The organism is Neorhizobium sp. R1-B, from assembly GCF_004368875.1.
In the GTDB taxonomy this organism is placed as follows: Bacteria; Pseudomonadota; Alphaproteobacteria; order Rhizobiales; family Rhizobiaceae; genus Neorhizobium; species Neorhizobium huautlense.
This window is the reverse complement of the sequence record NZ_SOEM01000001.1, coordinates 144,696-168,925: the sequence shown is the minus strand read 5'-3', so window position 1 is coordinate 168,925 and position 24,230 is coordinate 144,696. Positions and strand designations below refer to the sequence as shown.

Here is a 24,230-nt window from a genome sequence, read left to right as displayed (position 1 = left end):
CCCGTCCTTCACGCTGATCGAACGAGCCGTAAAGGCGTCGCGATTTGATCTTCGCAGACGCTCTGCGACGGTTCCATATTTGCTGTTTGGAGGACATCAATGAAGCGTTTCGAAAAGAAGACTGTCGTCGTCACCGGGGCAAGCCGGGGCATCGGAGCGGTGATCGCAAGGCGTTTCGCTCGAGAGGGCGCGAAAGTAGTTGTTTCGGCCAATGAGGAGTCCGTGGAAGCGGTTGCCCGCGACATCAATGATGGGGGCGGTAAGGCCATCTCTTTCGTGGGAGATGTCACGGATAAAGGCAGTGTCCTGGAGCTTTTCGATACAGCCGAAAAAGCTTTCGGCTCGGTCGATGTCTCCGTCCAGAATGCGGGGGTGATCACCATTGCCCGGATCGAGGATATGACGGAGTCCGAGTGGGATCGGGTGATGGCGGTGAATACCAAGGGCGTTTTCCTCTGCGCCCAGGAGGCGATCGCCCGTATGCGCAAGCACAAGCGCGGCGGCCGGATCATCAACACCGCGTCGGGCCAGGCCCGGCAGGGGTTCATCTACACGCCCCACTATGCCGCTTCGAAGATGGGGGTTGTCGGCATCACGCAGAGTCTAGCCAAGGAAGTCGCCACCGAGAACATCACCGTCAACGCCTTCTGCCCCGGTATCATCGAGACCGACATGTGGGCCTATAACGACGAGGTGTGGGGCAAACTGCTCGGCAATTACGGACCGGGCGAACTGATGAAGGAATGGGTCCAGGGCATTCCCATGAAGCGGGCAGGGTCGGGAGAGGACGTAGCAGGTCTCGTAACCTTCCTCGCCAGCGACGACGCTGCCTACATCACCGGGCAGACGATCAACGTCGACGGCGGCCTGATCATGTCCTGAGATCTGCGGAGGCCGGATGAAAAAGTTTGAACAGCGTGTTCATCGCGAGCCTCTTGCATTTCCTGTAGCAGTTTTACTATCTTGTCGTCGTTCTCAGGGCGGGGTGTAATTCCCCACCGGCGGTATCGGGAGTGATCCCGGAGCCCGCGAGCGCTTCTGCGAAAGTGGAAGGTCAGCAGATCCGGTGAGATGCCGGAGCCGACGGTCATAGTCCGGATGGAAGAGGACACGCTGGAACGTCCCCGGTTCGGGGACGTGCTTGGCTTGTTCGCCCAAGGGATAAATAGCGGCTCGCAAGGCCGCGGTTTGGCCGCTAACGCGGATAACCCTTGAAAGGCAGTGGAATGAAAATCTCGAAAATTGAAGATGCGCTTGAGGCGCTTGCTCTCGGTCGGATGATCGTTGTCGTCGATGACGAGGATCGCGAGAATGAGGGGGACATCATCGCGGCGTCGCAATCCGTGACTGCGGAAACGATCGCCTTCATGATGAATCACGCCCGCGGTCTCATCTGCGTGGCGATGGAAGGTGACCGGCTGGACGCACTCGACATCCCGTTGATGGTTCCCCGCAACACCGAATCCCACAAGACGGCCTTCACGGTTTCCGTCGACTATATCCCTGGCACGACGACCGGCATCTCGGCATCGGATCGCGCCGCCACGGTAAGAGCCCTGGTCGATCCGCAGGCGCAGCCCGACGACTTCGCGCGCCCGGGCCACATCTTTCCGCTTCGTGCGCATCCGAACGGAGTGGTTGCCCGACCGGGGCACACGGAAGCCGCTGTCGATCTCTGCCGCCTTGCAGGCCTGGAGCCTTCCGGTGTCATTTGTGAAGTGGCCAAGGAAGACGGCACCATGGCGAGGCTGCCGGATCTCCTGGAATTTGCCGCACGGCACGAGATGCCTTTGATCACCATCGCGGATCTGATTTCTCATGTGAAAGGCCTGGCAAGTGTAAGCGACGCTTACGCCGCCTGACGATCTCACCGATGCTCGACCATTTTCTCCTCGCACTCTTCTCTGGAAGGCGGGGAGTTAGCCTCATGAGTGATGGCGGCTCTGCTGGACTGGCGATGATTCCCGCACTCGAAACGGTGGCCATCAGGCAGTCGATGACGCCATACCGGATTCGGCGGGTCTGAGGGGATAAGACATCAGGGAGAATTGGCTGGGAGACCAGGATTTTCGCATGATTTCAATGCCTTAGAGGATCAACCCTTATTTTCCTTATCTTTTCCTCTCGCGAGCGACCTTGCATGCCACCATTGAGCCCCGCCTTTGGGCATCAGTCAACAGCACGGGCGAGCGGCAATAATTTCCGTTTACTGCGCCGAAATTATCGCGGACGAATTGGTTCGTGCAGCACCTGTTGAAGAGCTTAACCTCGTTTGGCTTCTGCCCTAGAGGCTACTGACAGCCTGAGCGTTGGGCTGTGTCAAAGATTTCCTTGCAATGTCGCCGAATGAGCGCATGGTGTTCTATCGGTAGGCTTCCTTCAGGGCACTACCGTTGCGAGCGACACAGCCCGTGCCCCAAGCAAAGGAAGGACAGACATGTCTTCCGAAGCACCAGAAGCAGGGTCATCGAAAGCGGCTGCCCTCGCGCAGCTACTTCGGCGTGTCGCCGACGAGACCGCTCTCAACGAAACTGCACTTATCCGGCGAAGCCATGCGAGCTACTTGATCTGCAGGCTCCAGAACCATTTATGGGGCACTGGTCCCACTCCAGGAGGGGTCGCGCACGCCAGCGTTTCTCTCAGCGAGCGCCGTGACACCCAGATCGGTTCGGTCGCGAATGGTGTCAGGGATGAGTAATCCATCGTGCACGACGACCGAAGATGACAACGCCTCACACCTATGCCGGTACGAAATGAGGCAGGAAGCAAATAGCTCCTGGACTGTCTACGATACCTACAGCAGCGAACCAGAAATCGCGTTGGGGTGGTCGCTCGGAGGTCTATCAAACCGCGAGGCGCGTATTTGCTGCGCCATCGTGAATGAGAAGCATAATTCTAGGGAGAAGCCTCCACTGAATGCATGGCCGCCGTTCAACCGTACGTTTTTGAAGACTGACGCGGTGCCTCTTGTCTCAGAAGGGGTAGTCGATGCTAACGGTGATCAACGTTGATTTTCGCGCCGAATGGGAGTTCCCGGTCAGCGTAAGAGATGGTCCCATCAACGACAAGCTTATCCTTGGGCCGCGAGTAGCGTTGAAGTACCTGCAAGAGGAACTGGAAATGCGGTCGGGCCAAGCCTACTGGACGGCAGCCGGAGCATGTATCTCGGCACTGCTTGGCCGCGGCGATATAGAGGATGCCCGTACCCGTTTCATCGTTGCTTACGCCGAATATATGGTGCGGGTGCATCCTTAGGGATGCATAACGGTCAGTGCCTGTGATGCACGAAGCCGACGCTTCGTGGATAGCACGGCGAGGCTAGGTAGAGCGCGCAGAGGTCAATGTGACGTTAGAAGTGTCCCCCTTAGTCTAGGCGGTTCTGCACTGGGACGCAGCCCTCAGCTAAGGGGTTGCCACTTCCGAACGGCCGAGGGTGGGCAGTCAGAGAGGTTCCGGCCGCATTCACTCCCTCGACGACCAATGCTTCACTTCACAACAAGGATCTTCGCGTTCCCTTTCCGATCCAGAACATTCGTGGACACATCATCTCCATAGCGATGCATACGAAAGTCCGCTTGCGATGAACCGAGCCGCACATTGCGCAAGACGATCTCATCCAGGAATGCAGGCATGATCGGGTTGCGGACTCGGAATTCATTCTCGGAATGAGCCTGCTCAAGGCCAAGGCAGGCTCCCAGAACGCCAAACACGGCAGAAGCCGCCCAAGCCTGGGGTGAGCACGCCACTGGATAAGGCGTCGGCCCGCGACCGGGGCGCCGAATGAAGCCGCAGAAGAGTTCCGGCAGGCGCCGCATCTCCTGCTGTTTTGCAGCATCAAGCAGACCTTCGAACACGCGCGCCGCCTCATGCTTGAGATTATAGCGGGCGAAGCCGATTGCGATTGCGGCGTTGTCGTGGGGCCAAACGGAACCGTTATGATAGGACATGGGGTTAAACCGGGCCTCGCCCTGCGCAAGTGTCCGGATGCCCCAGCCGCTGAACCCTTCCTTGCTGAGAAGTGTTGCCGCGACACGCTTAGCCCTTTCCGGCGCAGCAATGCCGGTGAATAAGGCATGCCCCGCATTGGAGCTCCGCACGCGGCACGGTCGCTTCTTCCCATCTAGGGCCAGGGCGTAGGTGCCGAGTTCTTCATCCCAGAAATCTGCTTCGAAACGGTGGCGCAGGTCTTCAGCGGCCCTTGTCAGATCAGTTGCAAGTTGGCGATGCCCAAGGCGCTCAGCCATACGTGCCGCAGAACGCTTTGCCGCGAATACATATCCCTGAACCTCGCACAAGGCGATCGGCCCTACCGCGTCCGTACCGTCTTGGTGGAAGACGGAGTCGTGGGAGTCCTTCCAGCCTTGGTTCTTCAGGCTGCCGCTGCTTTCTGCCTGATACTCCACATACCCATCGCCGTCCCTGTCGCCATGGTCATCGATCCAGCGCAGCGCAGCAAGGATGTTTGGCCAGACCTCAGAAACGGTGTCCAGGTCGCCTGTGGCGTCGAGATACATGCCCGCCAGCATGACGAACAGCGGCGTCGAATCGACACTTCCGTAGTAGCGACCGAATGGAACTTCGCCAAGATTGGCCATTTCACCGTGACGTATCTCGTGGAGAATCTTGCCCGGCTGCGCATCGGCATTAGGATCAGTCTGCTGGGCTTGCATTGCCGCCAGCGTTCGCAATACACCCCGCGCAATCGACGGGTCCATCCACAGCATGAACATCGCAGTGAAGATCCCATCGCGCCCGAAGATCGTACTGAACCAAGGAATTCCCGCGTATGGATAAGCACCGAAGCGGGTCGAGGTGGTCAGCATGTAGACGTCGGAGGTGGCTCGACACGCTACTTCGTTGAACAGATCGCTTGAGCTCCGCACGGTAGCAATGTGCCGCGTCTGTTTGCGTCTGGCGCGGCGGCTCTCGCGGTAGGCGCGGAAGAAATCCAGCACGACAGCGGGTCCGCCTTCCTCGCAGGCAACCGTCACGAAGATCGATGTCTTTTCCCCCGGCGCGATCGTCACCTCCAGGGTCGCTCGGTGTGACTCGAGATTTTTCGGAACAGGTGTGAAGGCGATCGAGGTGCAACGTTCCACGTCATCAAGGCCGCCATAGTGAAATTCCACCTTGTCTGGAGCGACGAGCTTGGAGCTCTCCCGACCCCGCATCTCCCGCTTCATCCCGCGAACTTCGAAAAGGTCGCGGAAATCGGCGTGGAAGGTGTAGTCGATGGTCAACCGGCGTTCAGTCGTCGAGAAGTTTCGGACACTGAGTCGTTCGTAACAGACCCCGTGATGGAGAAACTTCGTACGCTCGAAGAAGATGGTCTCGCGGGGCAAGGTCTCAGCATCATGATCGACCTCGGGATTGGTAAGATCGACAGAAAGCGCTGCTTTGTCGTCATGATTGGACGAATTAAGCAGTAGGAGCTTTCGCCCCTGAACACGCAGTTCCAGCTTAGACAGGTACCGTGTGTCACGGTAAAACAGGCCTTCCACCGAATTGCTCCCGGCAATGTCGCCATGGCTGTTTAAGACAGCGAACGCATCTCCATCCTTGAGGTTTTGAAGTGGGCGACCCACAAGAGAAGTGTCTACTTCCAGATCATACCGAACGGTGTCGAAGCTCCCGGCATCATCGATGGTCGGATCAATATCAAGCATCATCATACGGACCTTTGATTGGGCAAGGCTGCCCCAGCGGCGCCGCCGGAAACCTTTGCCGCAGCAGCGACAGGATCCAAGGGCAATAGGGAATTATTTGCGATGCGACGGTGGTGCGGCACCATCATCGCCGACGTTTTTGCCAGACGGCCGTATTCGGCAACGTAGTCGCGAGCCATGCGTGCAGCGGTGAACCGTTCTTCGAACCGCTGCCGGACCGCCCGCCGGTCAAGATCCGCAGCCTTACCGACTGCCTCAACTGCCTCCTCGATGGATTCGACAGTGAATCCAGTTACGCCCTCGTCGATAACCTCCGGGACCGAGCCGCGACGCCAAGCGATCGTCGGTGTTCCTTCCTTCATGGCCTCGATCATGACCAAGCCGAATGGTTCGGGCCAATCAATGGGAAACAGGAGCGCGATCGCATTCCCGAGGAAGTCTCGTTTCTCGTGGTCACCAATCTCGCCGACGAACTCAATCAAGGGATGATCGAGTTGTGGTCGAATGACATGATCGAAGTAGTCTTGGTCGGCGGGGTCAATCTTCGCGGCCATCTTCAGCGGAATACCGGTTCGCTTTGCAATCTCGATTGCCCGATCCGGCCGTTTCTCCGGGGCAATGCGTCCCAGAAATGCAAGATAATCCCGCTTCGCCACTTCAAAAGGCGCGGGACCTGGGGGAAGGCCATGCTGGATGTTGGCCTGCCAATTGGCATTGGGAAGCGGCAGGCGCTGGTTCCTGGAGATCGAGACGAGCGGCATCTCCGTGAATGCACGATACACGGGGTGAAAATCCAGTAGATCCAGTCTCCCGTGCAACGTGGTCAGGCACTGTGCCGGAGAATTTCGGAACGCTGGAAACTGAAGCAAATCGACGTGGAAATGGATGACGTCGAACGAGGAGGCCTGCCGCCGAACCTCTTCCAGCATGACGAGGAGGCTCGCAGTGTGATCGCGTATGCCCCCTAACCTCAGTCCCTCGGGGACTGCTCGCACGAGTTCAGCGGAAGTTTCGGAATCCCCGCTGGCAAAGAGCGTGACATCGTGACCCTGTTGGACGAGTTCTTCTGTGAGCCAGGAGACGACGCGTTCGGTGCCGCCATAGAGTTTCGGCGGAACGGATTCCGCCAGGGGTGCGACTTGCGCGATACGCATTTGATTGATCTCTGTTGCGCCAAGCGTCAGTCCAGCACGAATTGTCGTAGGGACCGCCGGCATCCGCTCACGAGGGCGTTGCTAGTGCACAAGAACAGCGAAGAACGGTATATGGAGCAGCCAACGGGTTTGGCTAGGTCCGTTCATTCATTAACGAGGCGTGGCCCGCTCAGCTCTTAACGCGCAACGATTTTGCCACGTGGCAGCCGCGCCACTTGTAAAGAAGATCAGGTAGCACGATTTGTATAGAGATAGCAGCTCGTCTTACGGGCGCTGCTGTTGCGGGCTACCAAGCTTGTGCCCCAACGAAGGAGGGCGTCATGTCTTCCATTGCCAACCGAGAAGAACTTGATCCTGCTGATCTTGCAATGATCAGGGATGTGCTGAGAACCGAAGGCTTCAGAGGTCTCGACGCACAGAAGAGTTCAGACGCTAAACGCGCCGCGTCGGACTTTCTCCAAACGGAATTCCACAACGGGAACAGGACGCGGGAAAGTCTGCTCCTCGCTATTCGAAGAAAACAAGGCTCCCGTCCAGAGCGGTCAGCGGATGATGGTTTACCCCTGACCGAAGGGTTGAAAAGGTGGCAGGACGAAGGAGGCCAGTGATGGCTCTCTCCTTCCCGAACTGCGCCAGAAGCTGCGACGAAGCCCATGCACGCATTCGGTTCCTCGGCCATGACGGTATGTTCGAGGTGAGGTTTTACGTGCTTGATACTGGTGGAACCTTTACCAGCACAACGTTTAATACAGCCGGCCATGGATATGGTCGCGGACCAGGTGGCGAGCATTATCAGCGCCAACGGGCCGTAATCCACCAATCGATCTAGCTAGTGCGGGTCCATAAGCGGTAAACTGCTGAATTTATTGGACGAATCGCGTCATCTGCGCGGGCAAAGCCCGGCGGTTTCAGTATACTTTACATCAAGCTACTGATTCTAAAGACAAACCCGTAACCGCCGGAACCGACAATGCGCCAAGAACGCACCGTCCAAGCCAGCATATTTGATCTTTTCGCCGAACACTAGATCGGTCGTGAACTGAAGGCGATGTCGGAATGGCTGGATGAGCATGGCGATTTGCTCGGGCTTGTGGCGCGGGACCCGCGCCGGCATGGTCTCAGACAGACCGGCCGCGAGGGGCTACCAGCCGAGGCTGTGCTGCGCGGCGGGCTGCTCAAGCAGCATCGCCAATTGAGTTACCAGGAACTGGCCTTCCACCTCGAAGATTCCGCCTCGTTCCGGGAATTGCCTGGCTTCCATGGGGCTGGAACCCGAAGAAGTCGGTTTTGCACAAGACGATCAGCGCGATCCGGGCGCAAACCTTTGAAGAGATCAACGGCGTGCTGCTGGCGAGCACCCGGTAGGAGAAGCTGGAAAGTGGCAAGGTCATGCGCGTGGACAGCACCGTTACCGCCGCATTGATCCATGAACCGAGCGATAGCAGCCTGTTATGGGACGCTGTCCGGGTGACGGTGCGGCTGTTGCAGCAAACCGAGGCACTGGGTAGCACCATTCCATGGCACGACCATCGCCGCGCGGCAAAGAAGCGGGCTCGGGCGATCGAATATATCCGCTGCCGCCCCAAACGGATCAAGCACTACCGCGAACTGCTCAAGATCACGCGCACGACCTTGAGTTCTCTGCAGCAGGCCAGTGAACAGTTGCCGCTGACGGCAGGCTCGGCCGGCGAACTGTGGCAGGCCCAACTCCGCCACTACCGCCGCTCATCGAGCGGATCATCGCCCAGACCGAACGGCGGGTCCTGGCCGGGGGATCCGGTTCCGGCCGGCGAGAAGCTGGTAAGCCTGTTCGAGCCGCATGCCGACATCATCGTCAAGGGCAGCCGCGACGTCGACTACGGCCACAAACTCAATCTCACCACCGGCAGAAGCGGACTGATCCTCGACCTCGTCATCGAAGCCGGCAACCCGACCGACAGCGAGCGCTTGCTGCCGATGCTGGAACGCCACATTGCCTTTTACGGCGAGCCGCCGCGTCAGGCGGCGGCCGACGGCGGCTATGCCAGCCGCGAAAATCTGAGCGGAGCCAAAGCCCGCGGCATCCGCGACATGGCCTTCACAAGAAGCGCGGCCTCACCACCTTGGCTGAGTATCTGACTGACTATGAAAGCCACGTCCACATGCGGCAAGAGGAGAGATTCTAATGGTGGAGGTGATGGCGGGCATCTTCCTCAGCACAGGCTGCAACGAAATGGGGGCGGGCTTGTTCGATACGCACCTCGCCGCGGATCGCGCTATGACAGAGATTAAATGCGCTCCAGTAAAGCGGCCCCGATTTGTGATGGAAGTGCTCATGCATGTATCGAAGAGCATCGCTGGGGCCTATGATGGCTCTGTCAAGCAAGTCGGCGCCCCCAACGTGCACTGGACTTCTCCAGCGGGCGGTAAATGCGATCCGGATTACGGTATTCAAGGGATATTCACTCCTCGAAAGATCACCAAAAATCTCGCGACCGGCTTCACTTCGACGGGCGGAGGTCCGAGTCCGACGTATTCGGGAATACGAGCGGATGAGGCGCCTTGTGATGGAACAACTATCCTTTATGGACATGATGATCCTGCCACTTCCCCGTTTCTGGTAAACGATCGGCTGGGGCACCGCCCGGCCGAGACGGTGCTACCGATGAGCCGGTTGCACTTCCTGGGGCTCAGTAGACGCTCGAACTGCGGCGTCGTCGCCGGGGTGGATTTTATCCTTCCCGGGATTTTGATAGGGTTGCTTAGAGGCCTGCTCTTTAAGAGCCTTAGTAGCCTTGGCCTTCTGACCTTTGAGCCCGAGAAGCGAATACCGAGCGCTCAGCAAGTCGCGGACCTGGGTTTTCCATTGGGTGAACATTGCATTCTCCTTAGGAGACTTGGCGCCTCCCATTCCATAACGCGCTCATTGCCTGGACATAGCAACAACAAAGATGAAAGTAACCGATCCAAATCCTATAGCGCGCGGACCGAGGCGGACCGCCCCATTCCGTCCACTGCCACCCATTGTGGTCGGGCGTAGGTCAAGTGTCTGGCAAGGCTTGCGCGGATTTGTCTTCATGACAACCAGGTGGTGTCGAAGGCGGACCACCGCCCTAACCACCGAGCGGGTGTCAAGATTCCAAAATAGTTTGGGCCGATAACGGAGGTGATGCGTTGTTCTATGCAACGCGAGAACAAGCCTATGATTTTCCTATTGTCGCTGACCACCGACTTGAGTGCAGAGTCCGCCCACGTCAAACGGCAACTCGGGGAGCACTTTGATATAACCTCAGCGGGTCCTCTTGTGTTTGTGGATTTCGAGGGCACCGCCAAGGAATTGACGACAAACATTTCCCTCGTCGCCCCAAACAACGCCTCTTTTTTCGTAGCGGCTTTGAGTGACTGGGATAGCAAGAACACACGACACGCAGATCAATGGCTTGGGGAAAAAATGAGCCGCACTATCTTGAACCGTTTCCCCTCGAACACTGAAACAGACTAGCGTGGGACACTTCACTGAAGCGAGGCCAACTCTGGACGTTTCGGTCGGTCGATCGAGAAGTTCAGGTTGAAGAGAACGGTGCCCTCTTCATCAACCACTGTCATGACCCAGTTGTTTCCCAACCAGAGGCTCATGTCGTTATCAATCAACATCTCACTTGCGCCCTGCATGGCTTCGATACGCGCCTCGTCCTCGCTGCCGAGCACGAGGCCCTCATGATCAACGGCCATTCTGCCGTCTTTTGTGTGAAAGAAGTATCTTGGCATGGGCCACCTCCGACCTGGTATGGGCGGAAGCTGTGTGCTCACGCGACGGCGCCCGGGGCAACTGTCATCGCTAAAAACAGGCTGCGCCTTGCTGACCGCCATGTCCAGAGAAATCGGAGGCCAGCGACGTCACTTCGGCCATGTCACTGAACCCGCAGTCAATGTCTCAGAGGATAATCAATTATTTGCAGCAAATCTGCTTCGCGCCTGCGCGCCCCAGTCACAAATGGTGAGCAAAGAGAAGGCCCAGGCGTTTTTCCCGCCTAGGCCTTCAAACAGTCTGTCGGATATTCATAGGGTCACCTGTGGGGTTGGGCGTCAATAGCTCCAACGGGTAAAAGCACGATAGCGCCCTTACCCCTTCCTGCTTTGCAACACCATCACGGAAACGGGAACCCCACGCGCTGTCGACGGGCGATATCTCTCGCGTTGATCACCGTGCAGTACATGTCGGCCTGACTCTCGGAGAGATTTGTAAGGCAATAGGTGGAAGGCATTGCCGGCCCACCGGTAAAGACGTCGTAAACCGTCCAGCCGAGATCGAGTTCCTGACGAACCGCATACCTCATTGTTTCGTCGGCCATGCTAACCTCATGAAGGATGGCAATGGCCAAGATGGTCGTTGTGTCCACCGATCTTAAGTACATTAGCATGTATCGGCGCCGACTCCTCGCTAATTCGGCGAACCCGTCTCCCGAGGCCGAAAGAACGGAAATGCTCCTGGAAACCCATCTCTTTAGAGGGTTTCCGACATAGGGCGTATCCGGTAGCATCCGGAGATGCCCAACCGCACCTTTGAGTTGGATTTCACGCCTACACCATTGTAGTGGAGGAAAATATGGCTCTCGACCATGTCTTGGCTCTTGTGGCCAGCACGTCCCAGGTCCCGAGGAAATGGCCGACGCCGTAACGTTCCTCGACATGCGCACCGAGTAAGTGAGGTTCACGGCGATGATTCCCGCCCATGTTTCGTTCGACGACCTCTCCTGGATTCCTCATGCCGTCCCAATTGACGGAGACCGAATTCGGTGCCTCGGCAGCGTTTGCGTGCGCGCGTAAAGGGGGTTCACCTCCTGAAATGTCGGGTGGTTGGGCGCAGAAGCGCCCAAGCGACGGGCCTTAGTTTGGCGACCAGACCCGTCCGACAGCAGATTTGCACAACCGTCGCACCCGTACCCTGCAGAGCGGAGTAGGTGTGACCGAGTCGTAAGTTGTTTGAAATCGTGACTTTTTCTGCTGTTATGGGTATCGCTAATTAGGTACCGAGTAGTCGTCCGTTTTCCTGCGAAGTTCTTCTCTGTATTGCCCAATCGCATGACGGACGCCGTCTTCCGGATGGCCGGTGATAACGGCTAGCTCTAAGACAGCGGCGTCAGTGCCGAGGACGTCGAAAGCAACAAAGGCTTCAACTTCGTCTGCGTGGTAGGAGCTTTGAGGGGGTGTGCTGTAGGCTCCAAGAAGCGTCGCTTCTGGCAGCCCTTCAAAGAAGACGCCGACGTGGCCGATGCCGTCATAGAGTATGGTTTTGGTTATGCGCATATTGTCCTCCAGCGACGCCATGGCATTTACCAAGGCAGCCTGTTTGAAAGGTTATAGGGACGAAGAGGTGTAGCTGGCCTGAGTTGCGTCTGCGGTGTCGTCACCCACACCAAGGATGTTGATGAGCGCCTCTCTTTCCGGGCCGAACGGTTTCTGGTTGAGAAAGTCCGCAACGGGCATTTGTGTCTGGTGGCCACCCGAAGGCTCGTTTGCTTTATGAAGAACGAAAGCTTGTTGAGTAGCGTCGTCAGTAAGCAGGAACCACCGATCCCCATTCGAGCTGGAAGAAAACTGTTGTACGTTGTTCATGTCGTTTGTTCCCATTCGTTGTGGAAGCTGGCCGGATCGCGTGCCCTCGTCATGTTGAGGAGGCAGGGCGCTGGGCAGCTTGACTATCGTTAGCCAGAGCCTCATCAAGGGCGGTTTCGGTAACCGCAATGGCTTCCGTGAAGGCACCTGAGGTTATCATGATCGTCAATGTTCGGTGGTAGCCTTCCCACATCACATTGAGCGGCTCCTCGACCACCTGAACATCGAATTCGCCAGGAGCATGTGCCTTATCCATTCCTGGCAACATGAAGGTGTTCTGGAAGGCGACCCGCCTGACGCTTGTCTTTATGTTCATGATTAGCTCCTTGAACTGTGCCGCTCAGGCTAGCGTAAATCGGCAGCTCTGAGCGTGTAGGTCATGCCGTGTTTCGGATTGTAGAGCTTCAGTGCAATCTGCTGGATTTTGGACCGCGCAGCATCAAAGGCACGCAGATAATCTTGTTCTGACAGTCTGGTTGCTGAAAGAGCGGCAGCGTCCACGAAAAACTTGACTTCGAACATGCCGTCATAGCCGGTGAAGCGTATCAGGTTCCTGACGTCATCGAAGCTTCTGCTCGCGTTTGGAAATGTTAGTGACATTGGATGTTCCAGTTCTGAGTCTGACGGCAATCCAGAATGATCGCGTGTGCGAGGCTGCCATCCTCTTGGACGACTTAGGTGCGCCGCTTCAGTGGGTAGGCATCACCGTCATAGAGTGCCTGCATCTGGGCGCCATCGTACCGGGCTTCATCCACTTCCAGGACCGAACCGCGAAGCAAGGAGCTCGGGAATTCCTCGATGGCAAAACGCAGAGCTTCGGCAGCCGTCTCAAAGCGCCTGTAACGGTGGCCGCTTGCTCGTTGCCTGCTCCGGCACGGATAGAAGCCCGCCCCCTCGTTATAATTGAACCGGGACTTGCTGCTGAACGGGACGGCCACTTGTTTGGCCGACGATACCAACTGGGAGGGGCCGGTCACTGCGTGAAGACGGCGAGAGAAAGGTTCTTTTGGCGTTTCCTTAGCCGAACTTGCCGCTCATCTAACCGTGCCTCTCGTTGGCGCAGCGCAAGCCTTCCTCTTACGTCTTGAAGCTTGGCCGCATCAGAACCCTCTTCAGCAATGGGTCGGTTGAACAGTTGCTCAATGGAGTGATAGTTACTTCTGATCATTTTGACATCCTCAGGTTCCGGCAAGAGACACACGTGCCTTGCCGCACTCCTGCCGACGGCGGAGTTCTTAACGTCCACAAAGATCGAGGTTTGCCAAGCAACCGGCTGTGCCGGGAGGATCAGGTAGCCAAAAAGGCTGCAACGTCTCCTAGATATGGCGATGAATCTCCGAGTTACAAGGCGGCGGGTTAGGCTTATTGAATTCGCCGCATTGAGCGCTACGCTGGTCTTCTTGGCGCGCAGTCCACGGCCGACGCGCTGACGAAGGGCGACTTCCGCCTTCATTTCTTCGGCCAGCTGCATAAGACTGATCACCGGGCAGTCAATACTGACAGCCAACATGTTGGTGCCGATGACGATATCGATCTCCACCTCGCCGGCCGTGCCCTTCGATACGGCAGGAACATGCCAACACTGCGTCCGAGGCTCATGCAGAAGACTTAGTTCTCCACCGCCCGATCGAGGTCCTCGATGAACGGCTTCAGAAGGGGTGTCATCGATCTTCGCCCTCGGGCTGCGATATCTGACCATTGGTGACGGCGACGTCCAACTGGTCTTGGGCTCCGTCAAGCGAAAGGTGCGCATCTGCTTCGGGATGATTGAAGCGCCATCGTTGGATAATTTCACGAAAAAGGACCGAGGACGATTGATGGTTGAAACGTTGGGCAAGGGCGCAAATCGCCCTGATCGGGATGAACGCTTCGAGATGAAGGAGGGCGGCGGTGATCAGCTTGGTGGATGGGAGGAACCGATTCAAGGAAACATGCATGGCGAAGTGGAATTGATCTCCAGCGGTAAAGCAGACAGCGAAGTGGCTTACGCCAAGACCGTCCTTTCCGCCGGCGAGCGTTGGCGGCATGTGCTGACAATCAATGCCGAGACCTATCTCTGGCGGCTCATGCCGACATGGGGTGATGGCGCAATGTTCATGTTCGTGGATGAAAGTGAACTCGAGGCTCGCCGCTTTGGTCAAGCGGTGGGAACCTCTCAGTTCACCTAATAAGGGCAAGGCGCACTCAGACTTGAGCCTTAACCACGTTGGATTGCAGCGGTTCGGCTGTGTGCATCCGGCACATGCTCATGGTCAGGAGGCCTTAGGTGTCTTCGCGTTGATATTCCCAACGCATCGTCGGTCGATCCCAAGGAACGCTGCCGTTCCCCGTTTCGGGCTGCTCACTACGTCGAGGAATATGGTAGGGTGGAAACGGCGAACAGGCAGAGCTACACTGCCTCTGACCCGTCAACTGCGAGGTGAAGACGATGAACGACAATAGGGAGAAGCTCATTCGGCGGGCCAGGCTGGCTACAAACCGCGGGACGCCGGTGACCTTGTGGCGAGGGAGAATGAGAGGCATGGGGCTCTCATGGAAGCGCTGAGGCAATCCGAGGCGGCTGAGGACGCTGCTCAGGATTCGGCAAACAAGACCGCCGTAGAACGGTTAGGCGGCTCTTCCTGAGAGGCCACCTCTGGCGCCTACAGGCTAGGCTTCTCCAGCGCCCTTCTGACCAGGGCGCATCTGGTGTCGATGATTTTCCGGACAGTCTTCAGGATTGGATCGTGGGTGCCTTTCTTGGACATCTCTTCCATCAGCGCGTCGGCTTCCGCCCCGATCGCGTCTGCCATTCGCATCAACTCGCCGGCGAGCATGCGCGTCGCGGCCTTGTTGGACGGCACGAGCGATGCCCAGTGCTCCATCTGGATCGTGTCTGGCAGTGACCTGCCGCCAAGAGCCATCGCCATGTTCTTTGACAGTCGTGGATAGGCAGCCGTGCAAATAGCGTCATACATCGGCGCCAGGTCCGGCGCCTTCCCACGATAGAGCAGGGCATAGTTCTTGGCATGAGCGTCGGCATTGCCGATCAGGTAGTGAAACATGAGCATTCGCTGGAAACGCAATGTCTCGGCTGCGGGCTTGGCCGTCGTCTGCCGGATCAGCTGGAGGCACTGACTGATGCCGGGGCCTCCTTCTTCCTCATATTTGAGCTCCGGCGGCACGCTCAGCGCCTGGCAGAAGTCTTCCTGGTGCAGCCGCTCGATCCGCCCGTCTTCAAGCGTCAGCCGATCGTAGCGCTCGACCAGGAAGTAATCGACCTTGCCGGCTGCGCCCTTCGACACAGCGGGGACATCGAGGCCGAGACGACGTCCCAGGCTCATGCAGAACACTTCGTTCTCCACGGTGCCGTCGAGGCCCTCGATGAACGGTTTCAGGATATGCGTCGTCGGGCGCCCGCCTCGGGGCAGCAATATCTGACCGTTGAGAACGGTGACAGCCAGCTTGTCCTGAGCGCCGGCAAGCGAAAGGCGCACGTCCGCTTCCCCGCCGAGCAAGGGCCTCTGTCTGAGCAGGGAGAGGATCTCTTCAAGGTTCTGCTCATCGAGTGCTTCGGCATCGTCTGTCGTCGCGGCCGGTGGGAGCTGTCCTGGCGGAACAAGTGACAAGGCGCCCGCACATTCCCCACCGATAACCTCAAGCAGCCCGAAGGCATTACCCGAGGATATGCCTAGTGCCGCAGCCAATCGACGTCTGGCACCTTCATCAGGCAGGAGGCCGGAGAAGAAAGGACGGGCGACGCGATCGACGAAAGGTTCTTCCCTAACCGGTAGGGAGACTGACAAGGCGACTGGATCACTGGCAAGGTAGTCGCTGTCATAAGTGAAGGTGAGCGAGGCGTCGCTGTCCTGCTTGAGCTCGCCGGCCTTGCGATCCTTGAGATAGACGTCCAGCACGCGGCTCATGAGGAGGCACCGCGAGAGGTAATACTCACGGTCAAACCGAGCGTCCGCAGTATGGTCAGAGCGAGTCCGACCCGACAGCTCTCTTTGCCGCTTTCCAATTCGCGCACGAAGCGAACGCCCACGCCCGCGACGCCGGCAAGCTGTTCCTGGGTCAATTGCTGACGTTTTCGCTCCGCGCGGATCAGCTGGCCGAGTGCTACGCTATCGGAAACTATTTCCATGTGAATCATCCCTTTCGGGATCATTGAAGCACAATAGCCGAATGATTGCACGAAAAAGAACCGATCGGGACGATCGAAGCTTGAGCTGCTTGCCGTGGACTCGAATCGACCCGATCGGGACTGATGAAAAGCTACGGGCAGGGAGGTGCCGATACAGAGGTCGACCAGCCGTTAACCTCGGCTCGGTGTGATCCGGAAAAGCGGTGCGGAAAACTGTTCCGGTTGCCTTTGGCGCCGATTGTCTAAGTGACTGAAAAATATGGAAAAAGAGATGATTGGCTGGGGAACCTGGATTCGAACCAAGATTAACGGAGTCAGAGTCCGTCGTTCTACCGTTGAACTATTCCCCAGCAGGCTCAACCGGTAAACCGGCTCGGCTGATGTGCGGCGCTTATAAACAAAAGCGGACGAATTGCAAATACCGATTTGGAAAAAAATAGAGAGACGAAAGCCTCTTTCCGATACTGGTATTCGCAACGGCAGCAGGCGGCAAAAAGCCGTTGGCGAAAAGGCATTGGGCTGTTATCTTCACGCCAACGAAACAAACAAACGCCAGCGGCATGCCTCACGAAGGCGTTGCGCGGCGAGATGGACATAGAAGTGATGGACCCCGATAGCGGCGCGAAGACGCCGGAAGGCGGGGCGTCGGCAGCGCGCGGAGAGGAAAGATCCTCTCGGCGCCGAAAGGCGAAACGACGCGGCAAAAGCCGCGACGTGGCGTCGTTCGCACCCTTGGGTTCGGCTGATTCTGCCGGCCCTGCCGCACGTTCCCATATCCAGGAGCCCGGTCAACCGGCCCGCAAGCGCAAGCGTCGACGTGGGAAATCCGGTGGCGCCCAGCAGGCGGCACCGGCGGTAAGCGACGTTGCAGCGGTGGAATCCGTTCGCCCGAGTGAGACCTTGGCGCCTTCCGGAAAGTCGCGCCATCGGCGGAAGAAGAATCGCGGCGGCCGCGGTCTGCAGGGCCGGCCGCTGGCGCCGGCCAAGACGCAGCCGAACGTCGCAAAAGTCGTGCCGCCCGCGCCGGCGCCCGGCAAGGAGGGCCGCAACAGGAGTGGCGGTGATGCGTCGGCTTTCGATCCGCGGGGAGACAGGTTTCCCTTCGTCAACGATCTTTATGCAGCACTGGATCTCGGCACCAACAATTGCCGTCTGCTGATCGCGCAGCCCACCCGCCCCGGACAGTTTCGGGTCGTCGACGCCTTTTCGCGTATCGTACGCCTGGGCGAGGGGCTTGCAGCGAGCCGAAGGCTCTCGGCGGAGGCGATGGATCGTGCGGTCGAAGCGTTGCGCATCTGCGCTGCCAAGCTTGCCAACAAACCGATCCGCCGCATGCGGCTGATTGCGACGGAAGCCTGCCGCGCCGCCGAGAACGGTGAAGAATTTCTTGACCGCGTTATCTCGGAAACGGGCTTGGAACTGGAGATCATCGACCGCGAAACGGAGGCGCGGCTCGCAGTGTCGGGCTGTGCGTCGCTGGTTGGCCGCGAAGCCCGTTCCGTGGTGTTGTTCGATATCGGCGGCGGTTCTTCGGAAATCGCGGTCATCCGCATCGGCGAAAATCGGTCCAGCCGGCTTGCCAACCACATTACCCATTGGACATCACTGCCGGTTGGCGTGGTGACGCTGTCGGAGCGCCACGGCGGGCGTAATGTCACGCCGGAGGTTTTCTCCGCCATGGTGGCGGAAGTCGAGGGCATGCTGGCGGATTTTTACTGCCCGCCGCTCGAAGCCGTCCGGCGTCACGGCGCAGAGGACTTCCATCTGATAGGCACGTCCGGAACGGTGACCACGCTCGCTGGCGTCCATCTCGATCTGCCGCGCTACGATCGCCGCAAGGTCGACGGCCTTTGGCTGACCGATGCCGAAGTAAGCGCCATGCAGGCGAAGCTGCTCTCGTGGGATTTTGCCGGCCGCGCGGCCAATCCGTGCATCGGGCCGGACCGAGCGGATCTGGTGCTTGCCGGTTGCGCCATCCTGGAAGCGATCCGCCGCCGTTGGCCGAGCCCGCGGATGCGGGTGGCGGACCGGGGGCTCCGCGAAGGGCTGTTGACGGATATGATGGCGGACGACGGCGTGTGGCGCCGTGCGCGCCAGCGCCGGCCGGCAACCGGCGGACAGTAACAACCAGGAGCAGGGCGATGGCGAAACCACCGGTGGGCGGCAATCGTACGGGCCGCAAGCTCGGCCAGAAAGTCAAGAAGGGCAAGCTGAAGGCGTCTTCGCGCCGCTGGCTGGAGCGCCATATCAACGATCCCTACGTACAGCGCGCCAAGCTGGAAGGGTATCGTGCCCGCGCCGCCTTCAAGCTTCTTGAGATCGACGAGAAACATCACATCCTGAAAGGCGCCCGCCGCATCATCGACCTCGGCGCTGCCCCAGGAAGCTGGTCGCAGATTGCCGCGAAGGTGACCGATTCCACCGACGAGGATATTCGCGTCGCAGCGATCGATTTTCTGGAGATGGCGCCGCTGCCGGGCGTGAAATTCCTGCAGCTCGACTTCCTGGATCCTGAGGCGCCGCAGCTGCTCATCGAAGCGGTCGGGGGGACGCCCGATCTGGTGATTTCGGACATGGCAGCGCCGACAACCGGCCACCAGAGGACGGATCACCTGCGCACCATGCATCTCTGCGAAGTCGCGGCCCATTTTGCGGTCGAGGTCTTGGGCGAAGGCGGTCACTTCCTTGCCAAGACCTTCCAAGGGGGGACCGAACGGGACCTGCTCAACATGCTGAAGCAGAATTTCCGGCAGGTCATCCATGTCAAGCCGGGTGCGTCGCGCTCGGAATCGGTGGAAATGTTCCTGCTGGCCAAACACTTCAAGGGTCGCAGAGCCGAACCCGCGGCGATCGAAGCCGAAGCCGGAACCGAAGCCTGATCATTCCCCCGCTTCCGGCTGGATTCTGCCGCCACGATGGCCGGAAACCGCTGCTCCCGCCATCGGGTCGAGCGTCAGCAACGGACCAATGGCGAAGAGCGAAAGAGCGGCCACCACGAAGAAAGCAAGGTGGAAATCGGCAAGCCCGAGAGACGTCCCTGAAAAGGCCGCCGAGACTTCGAGGATGAAGGCGGCGAAAGCGACGCCGAGAGCCATGCTGACCTGTTGTAGCACCGAGGCGATCGACGTTGCCTGGCTGGCCTGCTCGTCGCTGATTTCCGAATAGCTGAGTGCGTTCGAGCCGGTGAAGAAGAAGGAGCGGCAAAGGCCGGACGCCACCAGGAAGGCGACGATCAGCGCATGGGATGTTTCCGGCGTGAAGAACCCGTTCGCCGCCGTGGTGGCGGCCCCAAGGACGCCGGCGATGAGAAGGGTGACCTTGAAGCCTGTTGCCGCAAAGACACGCCGCGCCACGAACTTGACGGTGAGCGCTCCGAGAGCGCCCGCAAAGGTGATCAGGCCGGATTGGAACGGGTTGAGCCCGAAGCCAAGCTGCAGCATCAGCGGCATCAGAAAGGGAATGGCGCCGGTTGATATGCGGAAGAGCGTGCCGCTCGAGGTGGCGGCTCGGAAAGCGTCGTTCCTGAAGATCGAGAGATTGAGGATCGGCGAGGGGTGTCGCCGCGCGTGGCGAAGGTAGATGAGGCCGGCAGCAACGCCGATCGCGGTTGAGGAGATGCCGACCGCGGGCGGCAGCGCAGGCAGGCCGACCACCGAAAGCCCGAAGACCGTTCCCGCCGCCGCGACGGAAGTCAGTAGGAAGCCGATCCAGTCGATCGAGGGCGGATTGGTCGTCTCTATCTCCGGCAGGAAAATGCTTGAAAGGTAGATGCCGAGCAGGCCCACCGGTACATTGATGATGAAAATCCAGTGCCAGGAGAAATAGGTGGTGATGAAGCCGCCAATCGGAGGACCGGTCAACGGCCCGATAAGGGCGGGGATGGTCAACAGCGCCATGGCCGACACGAGTTCGCTGCGTTTCGTAGTGCGCAGGAGAACGAGGCGACCGACCGGGGTCATCATCGCGCCGCCCATGCCTTGCAGGAATCGCGACAGTACAAATTCGATCAGCGAGGACGAGATTGCACAGAAGATCGAACCGATAACGAAGACCAGGATTGCCAGTCGAAAGATCTTCTTGGCGCCGAACCGGTCTGCCATCCAGCCGCTGATGGGAATGAAAACCGCGAGCGCAACCATATAGGAGGTCAGTGCGAGCTTCAGCGTGATCGGCCCGACATTAAGGTCGGCGGCGATCGCCGGAAGCGCCGTGGCGATAACGGTCGAATCCATCTGCTCCATGAAAAGAGCAACGGCGAGAATAAGCGGAATGACGCGATTCATGTCGGCCTGCGGTGCGCGGAACGGCTTTCCTGTAAACCTCAAAACCGTTTCTGCCAATTATCGAATCTCACCTTTTTCCTCTTTGGGTCACGTCTGCGTGAGATGCGATTTTCTTGTCCCTGAGCTTGGTTATGTTCCAAGTCGCCGCGGGCTCGATGCCGGGTTTTGGGCAAGTCATAGGGAGCTGAAGAATGACGTCGATTAAAATTGACAGGCGGACACTGCTTGGAACGGCAGGCCTCGGGATTATTGCCTCGCCCGCTATCATCAGTGGCAGGGCTTTGGCGCAGGAGAGCAAACCGCAGGCTATCGACCGCGTGACGCCGCCCGATATCCATAAATTCAAGGTCGGTGGTTTTCAGGTCCTCGTCGTCAAAGACGGCGCCCGCCCTTCCGCAAACCCGCAGGAAATCTTCGGCACGAACCAATCCGCAGAAGCAGTCGGAACTTTGCTGAACGACAATTTTCTGCCCGCCGACAAGTTCGTGAACAGCTTTTCGCCGACACTTGTCGATACGGGCAGCGAGGTCATCCTCTTCGATACCGGCCTCGGCAAGGCGGCCCGCGCTCAGGGTGGCGGGCGACTGATCGAAGGATTGGCCGCCGCCGGATATATGCCCGAGGATATCTCCATTGTTGTCATCACCCACATGCATGGCGACCACATCGGCGGCATCATGGAGGACGGAAAACCCGCCTTCCCGAAGGCGCGTTATGTGGCCGGCGAGACCGAATACAACTTCTGGAGCGATGCCGCGCGCGCGGGAACGCCCACCGAAGGAAATCACAAGGCCGTGCTCGCGAACGTAAAGCCGCATGCGGAGAAGATGACGTTCCTGAAGGACGGCGGCGACGTCGTATCCGGGATAACCGCGATGATGGCTCCTGGCCACACGCCCGGCCATCTGGTCTTCAATATCGAGTCGGAGGGCAAGCGGCTCGTTTTGACGGCCGACACCGCCAATCACTACATTCTTTCACTAGAGCGCCCGGAGTGGGAAGTCCGTTTCGACATGGACAAGGCCCAAGCTGCCGCGACCAGAAAGAAAGTCTACGACATGATCGCGACCGACAAGGTCGCTTTCCTAGGCTATCACATGCCGTTCCCCGCCGTGGGTTTCGTGGAGAGGCAGGAAACCGGTTATCGCTTCGTGCCGAAGAGCTATCAGTTCGATATCTGACGTCATCGAAAGCTTTGGAAAAACCCGGCATAATGGCTTGTCGGGTTTTTGCTATTCCCTTCCTGTCATGAACGTGTTACCAGCCCTCGCCAACTTCCAAGCAACTCTTGCAAGACCGCCCGGGCGGAGATCACGTTCCGGAGCATGATCTGCATTTTCTGATCGAGGAATTGGCCATGGCACGCATCATTGAAACGGCAACCGGCGCTGATGCGCTTACCTTTGACGACGTGCTGCTGCAGCCCGGCCATTCCGAAGTCCTGCCAGGCCAGACCAACATCTCGACGACCATCGCGCAGGATATCGACCTCAACCTGCCGATCCTGTCGTCAGCCATGGATACGGTGACCGAAAGCCGTCTGGCCATCGCAATGGCTCAGGCGGGCGGCATCGGTGTCATCCATCGCAACTTGACCCCCGTCGAGCAGGCGGAGGAAGTCCGTCAGGTCAAGAAATTCGAAAGCGGCATGGTCGTCAATCCCGTGACGATCGGTCCGGATGCGACGCTCGCGGAAGCGCTGTCGCTTATGAAATCACACGGCATTTCCGGCATCCCCGTTGTCGAGAATGGTGGTTCCGGTGGACATACGACCGGCCGGCTTGTCGGCATCCTGACCAATCGCGATGTTCGTTTTGCCTCCGATCCGAGCCAGCGCATCTATGAGCTGATGACGCGGGAAAACCTCATCACGGTCAAGGAAAGCGTCGACCAGGCTGAAGCCAAGCGTCTACTTCACACACACCGCATCGAGAAGCTTGTGGTTATCGATGGCGATGGCCGTTGCGTCGGCCTCATCACCGTCAAGGACATCGAAAAGTCGCAGCTCAATCCGAACGCGTCCAAGGACGCGCAGGGTCGGCTTCGCGCCGCCGCCGCGATCAGCGTCGGCGACGACGGATACGAGCGCGCCGAACGCCTCATCGATGCCGGTATCGACCTGTTGGTCGTCGACACCGCGCACGGTCATTCGCAGCGCGTTCTTGATGCGGTCACGCGGGTTAAGAAGCTCTCCAATTCGGTCCGCATCATGGCCGGCAATGTCGCGACTGCCGACGGTACCCTCGCGCTGATCGATGCCGGTGCGGACGCAGTCAAGGTAGGCATCGGTCCCGGCTCGATCTGCACGACCCGCATCGTGGCCGGTGTCGGCGTACCGCAGCTCGCGGCGATCATGGCGGCGGTTGATGCTGCCCGTACGCGAAACATCCCGGTCATTGCCGACGGCGGCATCAAGTTTTCCGGTGATCTTGCCAAGGCAATTGCCGCCGGTGCATCGGCGGTGATGGTCGGCTCCCTGCTTGCGGGTACCGACGAAAGCCCGGGTGAGGTCTATCTCTACCAAGGCCGCTCGTTCAAGGCCTATCGCGGCATGGGCTCGGTGGGCGCCATGGCTCGTGGTTCTGCCGACCGCTATTTTCAGGCGGAGGTGCGCGATACCTTGAAGCTTGTGCCGGAAGGCATCGAAGGCCAGGTGCCGTACAAGGGGCCGGTTTCGGGTGTGCTGCATCAGCTTGGCGGCGGCCTCAAGGCCGCCATGGGCTATGTCGGCGGCGCGACGCTCAAGGAATTCCAGGAGCGCGCCACCTTCGTACGCATCTCCGGTGCCGGCCTCCGCGAGAGCCATGCTCACGACGTGACCATTACCCGAGAAAGCCCCAATTATCCGGGTGCCGGGGCTTGATAGCCAACAGCCAGGACATTTTGTTCACCTGAATGACTTCAACGGCGCCGCTGCTGGCGCCGTTGACACTTGCAGGACGGGCCTTACAAGTTCGCTGGATCGTTTCGGATTGGGGGGAATATGCTGTCGAACGCCACGCTCTGGCCGATGATCGCGCACGCGGCGCTTGTCTTCCTTCTCTATTGGCTGCTGTCAAAAAGACGGTTTGCTGCTGTCCGTTCCGGCAGCGCGCAAGCCGCACAGTTTCGGGAAAATCGCGAGGAACCACCTGCAAGCCTGCTGGTCCACAACAATCTCAGGAACCAGTTCGAGCTCCCGGTCCTGTTCCACACTGTCTCCTTCGCGCTCTATATCTCGACCGCGGATAACTGGGCGACGGTCGCCTTGGCCTGGATCTTCGTTCTGTCGCGGTATGCCCACTCCTACATACACATCACCAGCAATCGTCTTCGGCATCGCCGTCCCTTGTTCATTACCGGGTTCCTGTCTTTAGTTGGGATGTGGACGTGGCTCGCCATATGGCTGGCGTTAGCCTAAAGGGCT

23 protein-coding genes, 1 tRNA gene, 2 pseudogenes and 1 riboswitch are annotated in these 24,230 nt (G+C 58.7%); of the genes and pseudogenes, 13 read left to right on the top strand and 13 right to left on the bottom strand.

All coding sequences use genetic code 11. From position 1 onward, the window contains the following. Positions 1 to 99 precede the first annotated feature (99 nt). The 3 genes from EDE05_RS00760 (at position 100) to EDE05_RS00750 (ending at position 3,255) form a co-directional block, all read left to right on the top strand. Positions 100 to 882 carry a glucose 1-dehydrogenase gene (locus EDE05_RS00760; RefSeq protein WP_105374605.1) on the top strand — a complete coding sequence of 261 codons (783 nt, stop codon included), beginning with the start codon at positions 100 to 102 and terminating at the stop codon, positions 880 to 882. An 85-nt stretch (positions 883 to 967) separates the two neighbouring features. After that, positions 968 to 1,114: riboswitch (FMN riboswitch) on the top strand. Positions 1,115 to 1,226: 112 nt separating this feature from the next. Next, complete coding sequence (gene ribB, locus EDE05_RS00755; RefSeq protein ID WP_132408627.1) at positions 1,227 to 1,862, top strand: 3,4-dihydroxy-2-butanone-4-phosphate synthase; 636 nt, start codon at positions 1,227 to 1,229, stop codon at positions 1,860 to 1,862. 1,126 nt (positions 1,863 to 2,988) lie between these two features. Next, on the top strand, positions 2,989 to 3,255 hold the full coding sequence (locus EDE05_RS00750) for a DUF982 domain-containing protein (RefSeq protein ID WP_132408629.1): 267 nt from the start codon (positions 2,989 to 2,991) through the stop codon (positions 3,253 to 3,255). Between the two features lie 230 nt (positions 3,256 to 3,485). Here EDE05_RS00750 and EDE05_RS00745 read toward each other — a convergent pair whose 3' ends face one another. Next, positions 3,486 to 5,672 carry an amylo-alpha-1,6-glucosidase gene (locus tag EDE05_RS00745; RefSeq protein ID WP_134099444.1) on the bottom strand — a complete coding sequence of 729 codons (2,187 nt, stop codon included), beginning with the start codon at positions 5,670 to 5,672 and terminating at the stop codon, positions 3,486 to 3,488. Beyond that, positions 5,669 to 6,820, bottom strand: coding sequence for a glycosyltransferase family 4 protein (locus tag EDE05_RS00740; protein WP_134099441.1), 1,152 nt, complete (start codon positions 6,818 to 6,820; stop codon positions 5,669 to 5,671). The genes EDE05_RS00745 and EDE05_RS00740 overlap by 4 nt, the downstream gene beginning before the upstream one ends. A 320-nt stretch (positions 6,821 to 7,140) precedes the next feature. On the opposite strand from EDE05_RS00740, the gene EDE05_RS00735 reads away from it, so the two are divergent. The 4 genes and pseudogenes from EDE05_RS00735 to EDE05_RS27090 all read left to right on the top strand — a co-directional run bounded on the left by EDE05_RS00735 (position 7,141) and on the right by EDE05_RS27090 (position 9,839). Then, positions 7,141 to 7,428, top strand: coding sequence for a hypothetical protein (locus tag EDE05_RS00735; protein WP_112797138.1), 288 nt, complete (start codon positions 7,141 to 7,143; stop codon positions 7,426 to 7,428). Next, a pseudogene (locus tag EDE05_RS27095) lies at positions 7,428 to 7,529 on the top strand (DUF1488 family protein); the annotation flags it as partial. The gene EDE05_RS00735 and the pseudogene EDE05_RS27095, both read left to right, overlap by 1 nt. A gap of 318 nt (positions 7,530 to 7,847) precedes the next feature. Beyond that, positions 7,848 to 8,905 (top strand): annotated as a pseudogene (locus tag EDE05_RS00725) (ISNCY family transposase); the annotation flags it as partial. Positions 8,906 to 8,984: 79 nt separating this feature from the next. Then, on the top strand, positions 8,985 to 9,839 hold the full coding sequence (locus EDE05_RS27090; protein ID WP_245505054.1) for a hypothetical protein: 855 nt from the start codon (positions 8,985 to 8,987) through the stop codon (positions 9,837 to 9,839). 473 nt (positions 9,840 to 10,312) lie between these two features. Here EDE05_RS27090 and EDE05_RS00715 read toward each other — a convergent pair whose 3' ends face one another. The 7 genes from EDE05_RS00715 to EDE05_RS27085 all read right to left on the bottom strand — a co-directional run bounded on the left by EDE05_RS00715 (position 10,313) and on the right by EDE05_RS27085 (position 13,955). Next, a complete protein-coding gene (locus tag EDE05_RS00715) occupies positions 10,313 to 10,531 on the bottom strand; it encodes a hypothetical protein (protein ID WP_132408638.1) in 219 nt (72 codons plus the stop codon). A 416-nt stretch (positions 10,532 to 10,947) separates the two neighbouring features. Continuing rightward, on the bottom strand, positions 10,948 to 11,151 hold the full coding sequence (locus EDE05_RS00710; protein ID WP_132408640.1) for a hypothetical protein: 204 nt from the start codon (positions 11,149 to 11,151) through the stop codon (positions 10,948 to 10,950). Between the two features lie 667 nt (positions 11,152 to 11,818). After that, entirely contained in the window at positions 11,819 to 12,127 is a 309-nt protein-coding gene (locus EDE05_RS00705; protein WP_132408642.1) for a hypothetical protein, read from the bottom strand. A 30-nt stretch (positions 12,128 to 12,157) separates the two neighbouring features. Continuing rightward, entirely contained in the window at positions 12,158 to 12,415 is a 258-nt protein-coding gene (locus EDE05_RS00700; RefSeq protein WP_132408644.1) for a hypothetical protein, read from the bottom strand. Between the two features lie 49 nt (positions 12,416 to 12,464). After that, entirely contained in the window at positions 12,465 to 12,731 is a 267-nt protein-coding gene (locus EDE05_RS00695; protein WP_112801352.1) for a hypothetical protein, read from the bottom strand. 29 nt (positions 12,732 to 12,760) lie between these two features. Beyond that, a complete protein-coding gene (locus EDE05_RS00690) occupies positions 12,761 to 13,015 on the bottom strand; it encodes a DUF1488 domain-containing protein (protein ID WP_112801354.1) in 255 nt (84 codons plus the stop codon). Between the two features lie 373 nt (positions 13,016 to 13,388). Next, positions 13,389 to 13,955 carry a hypothetical protein gene (locus EDE05_RS27085; RefSeq protein ID WP_245505055.1) on the bottom strand — a complete coding sequence of 189 codons (567 nt, stop codon included), beginning with the start codon at positions 13,953 to 13,955 and terminating at the stop codon, positions 13,389 to 13,391. 118 nt (positions 13,956 to 14,073) lie between these two features. Here EDE05_RS27085 and EDE05_RS00675 point away from each other — a divergent pair, with 118 nt between their 5' ends. After that, complete coding sequence (locus EDE05_RS00675; protein ID WP_132408646.1) at positions 14,074 to 14,583, top strand: hypothetical protein; 510 nt, start codon at positions 14,074 to 14,076, stop codon at positions 14,581 to 14,583. A 474-nt stretch (positions 14,584 to 15,057) separates the two neighbouring features. Here EDE05_RS00675 and EDE05_RS00670 read toward each other — a convergent pair whose 3' ends face one another. The 3 genes from EDE05_RS00670 to EDE05_RS00660 form a co-directional block, all read right to left on the bottom strand. Continuing rightward, positions 15,058 to 16,320: a type II toxin-antitoxin system HipA family toxin gene (locus EDE05_RS00670; protein ID WP_134099438.1), complete on the bottom strand. Its 1,263-nt coding sequence runs from the start codon at positions 16,318 to 16,320 to the stop codon at positions 15,058 to 15,060. Further along, positions 16,317 to 16,541: a helix-turn-helix domain-containing protein gene (locus EDE05_RS00665; RefSeq protein ID WP_165924096.1), complete on the bottom strand. Its 225-nt coding sequence runs from the start codon at positions 16,539 to 16,541 to the stop codon at positions 16,317 to 16,319. The genes EDE05_RS00670 and EDE05_RS00665 overlap by 4 nt, the downstream gene beginning before the upstream one ends. A 276-nt stretch (positions 16,542 to 16,817) precedes the next feature. Beyond that, a tRNA-Gln gene (locus EDE05_RS00660) sits at positions 16,818 to 16,891 on the bottom strand. A 238-nt stretch (positions 16,892 to 17,129) separates the two neighbouring features. Between EDE05_RS00660 and EDE05_RS00655 the strand changes: the two genes are divergently transcribed. Together EDE05_RS00655 and EDE05_RS00650 are read left to right on the top strand one after the other, a co-directional pair. Further along, the gene (locus EDE05_RS00655; protein ID WP_112801364.1) at positions 17,130 to 18,665 is read left to right on the top strand and encodes a Ppx/GppA phosphatase family protein; all 1,536 of its coding nucleotides are present in this window, start codon (positions 17,130 to 17,132) and stop codon (positions 18,663 to 18,665) included. A gap of 17 nt (positions 18,666 to 18,682) precedes the next feature. Next, on the top strand, positions 18,683 to 19,420 hold the full coding sequence (locus EDE05_RS00650; protein ID WP_105374074.1) for an RlmE family RNA methyltransferase: 738 nt from the start codon (positions 18,683 to 18,685) through the stop codon (positions 19,418 to 19,420). Here the strand turns inward: EDE05_RS00650 and EDE05_RS00645 are convergent, their stop codons facing one another. After that, the gene (locus tag EDE05_RS00645; protein WP_112801676.1) at positions 19,421 to 20,824 is read right to left on the bottom strand and encodes an MFS transporter; all 1,404 of its coding nucleotides are present in this window, start codon (positions 20,822 to 20,824) and stop codon (positions 19,421 to 19,423) included. It lies immediately after the preceding gene. 191 nt (positions 20,825 to 21,015) lie between these two features. On the opposite strand from EDE05_RS00645, the gene EDE05_RS00640 reads away from it, so the two are divergent. The 3 genes from EDE05_RS00640 (at position 21,016) to EDE05_RS00630 (ending at position 24,224) form a co-directional block, all read left to right on the top strand. Next, entirely contained in the window at positions 21,016 to 22,005 is a 990-nt protein-coding gene (locus EDE05_RS00640; RefSeq protein ID WP_132408650.1) for an MBL fold metallo-hydrolase, read from the top strand. A gap of 176 nt (positions 22,006 to 22,181) precedes the next feature. Beyond that, on the top strand, positions 22,182 to 23,687 hold the full coding sequence (gene guaB / locus EDE05_RS00635) for an IMP dehydrogenase (protein WP_105374145.1): 1,506 nt from the start codon (positions 22,182 to 22,184) through the stop codon (positions 23,685 to 23,687). 120 nt (positions 23,688 to 23,807) lie between these two features. Then, positions 23,808 to 24,224, top strand: a complete 417-nt coding sequence (locus EDE05_RS00630; protein ID WP_112801368.1) for an MAPEG family protein — start codon at positions 23,808 to 23,810, stop codon at positions 24,222 to 24,224. Positions 24,225 to 24,230: the final 6 nt, after the last annotated feature.

Excerpts from the sequence above, each read along its gene's own strand:
- EDE05_RS00760 (WP_105374605.1), top strand. The coding sequence starts at position 100 with ATGAAGCGTTTCGAAAAGAAGACTGTCGTCGTCACCGGGGCAAGCCGG.
- ribB (WP_132408627.1), top strand. The coding sequence starts at position 1,227 with ATGAAAATCTCGAAAATTGAAGATGCGCTTGAGGCGCTTGCTCTCGGT.
- EDE05_RS00750 (WP_132408629.1), top strand. The coding sequence starts at position 2,989 with ATGCTAACGGTGATCAACGTTGATTTTCGCGCCGAATGGGAGTTCCCG.
- EDE05_RS00745 (WP_134099444.1), bottom strand. The coding sequence starts at position 5,672 with ATGATGATGCTTGATATTGATCCGACCATCGATGATGCCGGGAGCTTC.
- EDE05_RS00740 (WP_134099441.1), bottom strand. The coding sequence starts at position 6,820 with ATGCGTATCGCGCAAGTCGCACCCCTGGCGGAATCCGTTCCGCCGAAA.
- EDE05_RS00735 (WP_112797138.1), top strand. The coding sequence starts at position 7,141 with ATGTCTTCCATTGCCAACCGAGAAGAACTTGATCCTGCTGATCTTGCA.
- EDE05_RS27090 (WP_245505054.1), top strand. The coding sequence starts at position 8,985 with ATGGTGGAGGTGATGGCGGGCATCTTCCTCAGCACAGGCTGCAACGAA.
- EDE05_RS00715 (WP_132408638.1), bottom strand. The coding sequence starts at position 10,531 with ATGGCCGTTGATCATGAGGGCCTCGTGCTCGGCAGCGAGGACGAGGCG.
- EDE05_RS00710 (WP_132408640.1), bottom strand. The coding sequence starts at position 11,151 with ATGGCCGACGAAACAATGAGGTATGCGGTTCGTCAGGAACTCGATCTC.
- EDE05_RS00705 (WP_132408642.1), bottom strand. The coding sequence starts at position 12,127 with ATGGCGTCGCTGGAGGACAATATGCGCATAACCAAAACCATACTCTAT.
- EDE05_RS00700 (WP_132408644.1), bottom strand. The coding sequence starts at position 12,415 with ATGAACAACGTACAACAGTTTTCTTCCAGCTCGAATGGGGATCGGTGG.
- EDE05_RS00695 (WP_112801352.1), bottom strand. The coding sequence starts at position 12,731 with ATGAACATAAAGACAAGCGTCAGGCGGGTCGCCTTCCAGAACACCTTC.
- EDE05_RS00690 (WP_112801354.1), bottom strand. The coding sequence starts at position 13,015 with ATGTCACTAACATTTCCAAACGCGAGCAGAAGCTTCGATGACGTCAGG.
- EDE05_RS00670 (WP_134099438.1), bottom strand. The coding sequence starts at position 16,320 with ATGAGCCGCGTGCTGGACGTCTATCTCAAGGATCGCAAGGCCGGCGAG.
- EDE05_RS00665 (WP_165924096.1), bottom strand. The coding sequence starts at position 16,541 with ATGGAAATAGTTTCCGATAGCGTAGCACTCGGCCAGCTGATCCGCGCG.
- EDE05_RS00655 (WP_112801364.1), top strand. The coding sequence starts at position 17,130 with ATGGACATAGAAGTGATGGACCCCGATAGCGGCGCGAAGACGCCGGAA.
- EDE05_RS00650 (WP_105374074.1), top strand. The coding sequence starts at position 18,683 with ATGGCGAAACCACCGGTGGGCGGCAATCGTACGGGCCGCAAGCTCGGC.
- EDE05_RS00645 (WP_112801676.1), bottom strand. The coding sequence starts at position 20,824 with ATGAATCGCGTCATTCCGCTTATTCTCGCCGTTGCTCTTTTCATGGAG.
- EDE05_RS00640 (WP_132408650.1), top strand. The coding sequence starts at position 21,016 with ATGACGTCGATTAAAATTGACAGGCGGACACTGCTTGGAACGGCAGGC.
- guaB (WP_105374145.1), top strand. The coding sequence starts at position 22,182 with ATGGCACGCATCATTGAAACGGCAACCGGCGCTGATGCGCTTACCTTT.
- EDE05_RS00630 (WP_112801368.1), top strand. The coding sequence starts at position 23,808 with ATGCTGTCGAACGCCACGCTCTGGCCGATGATCGCGCACGCGGCGCTT.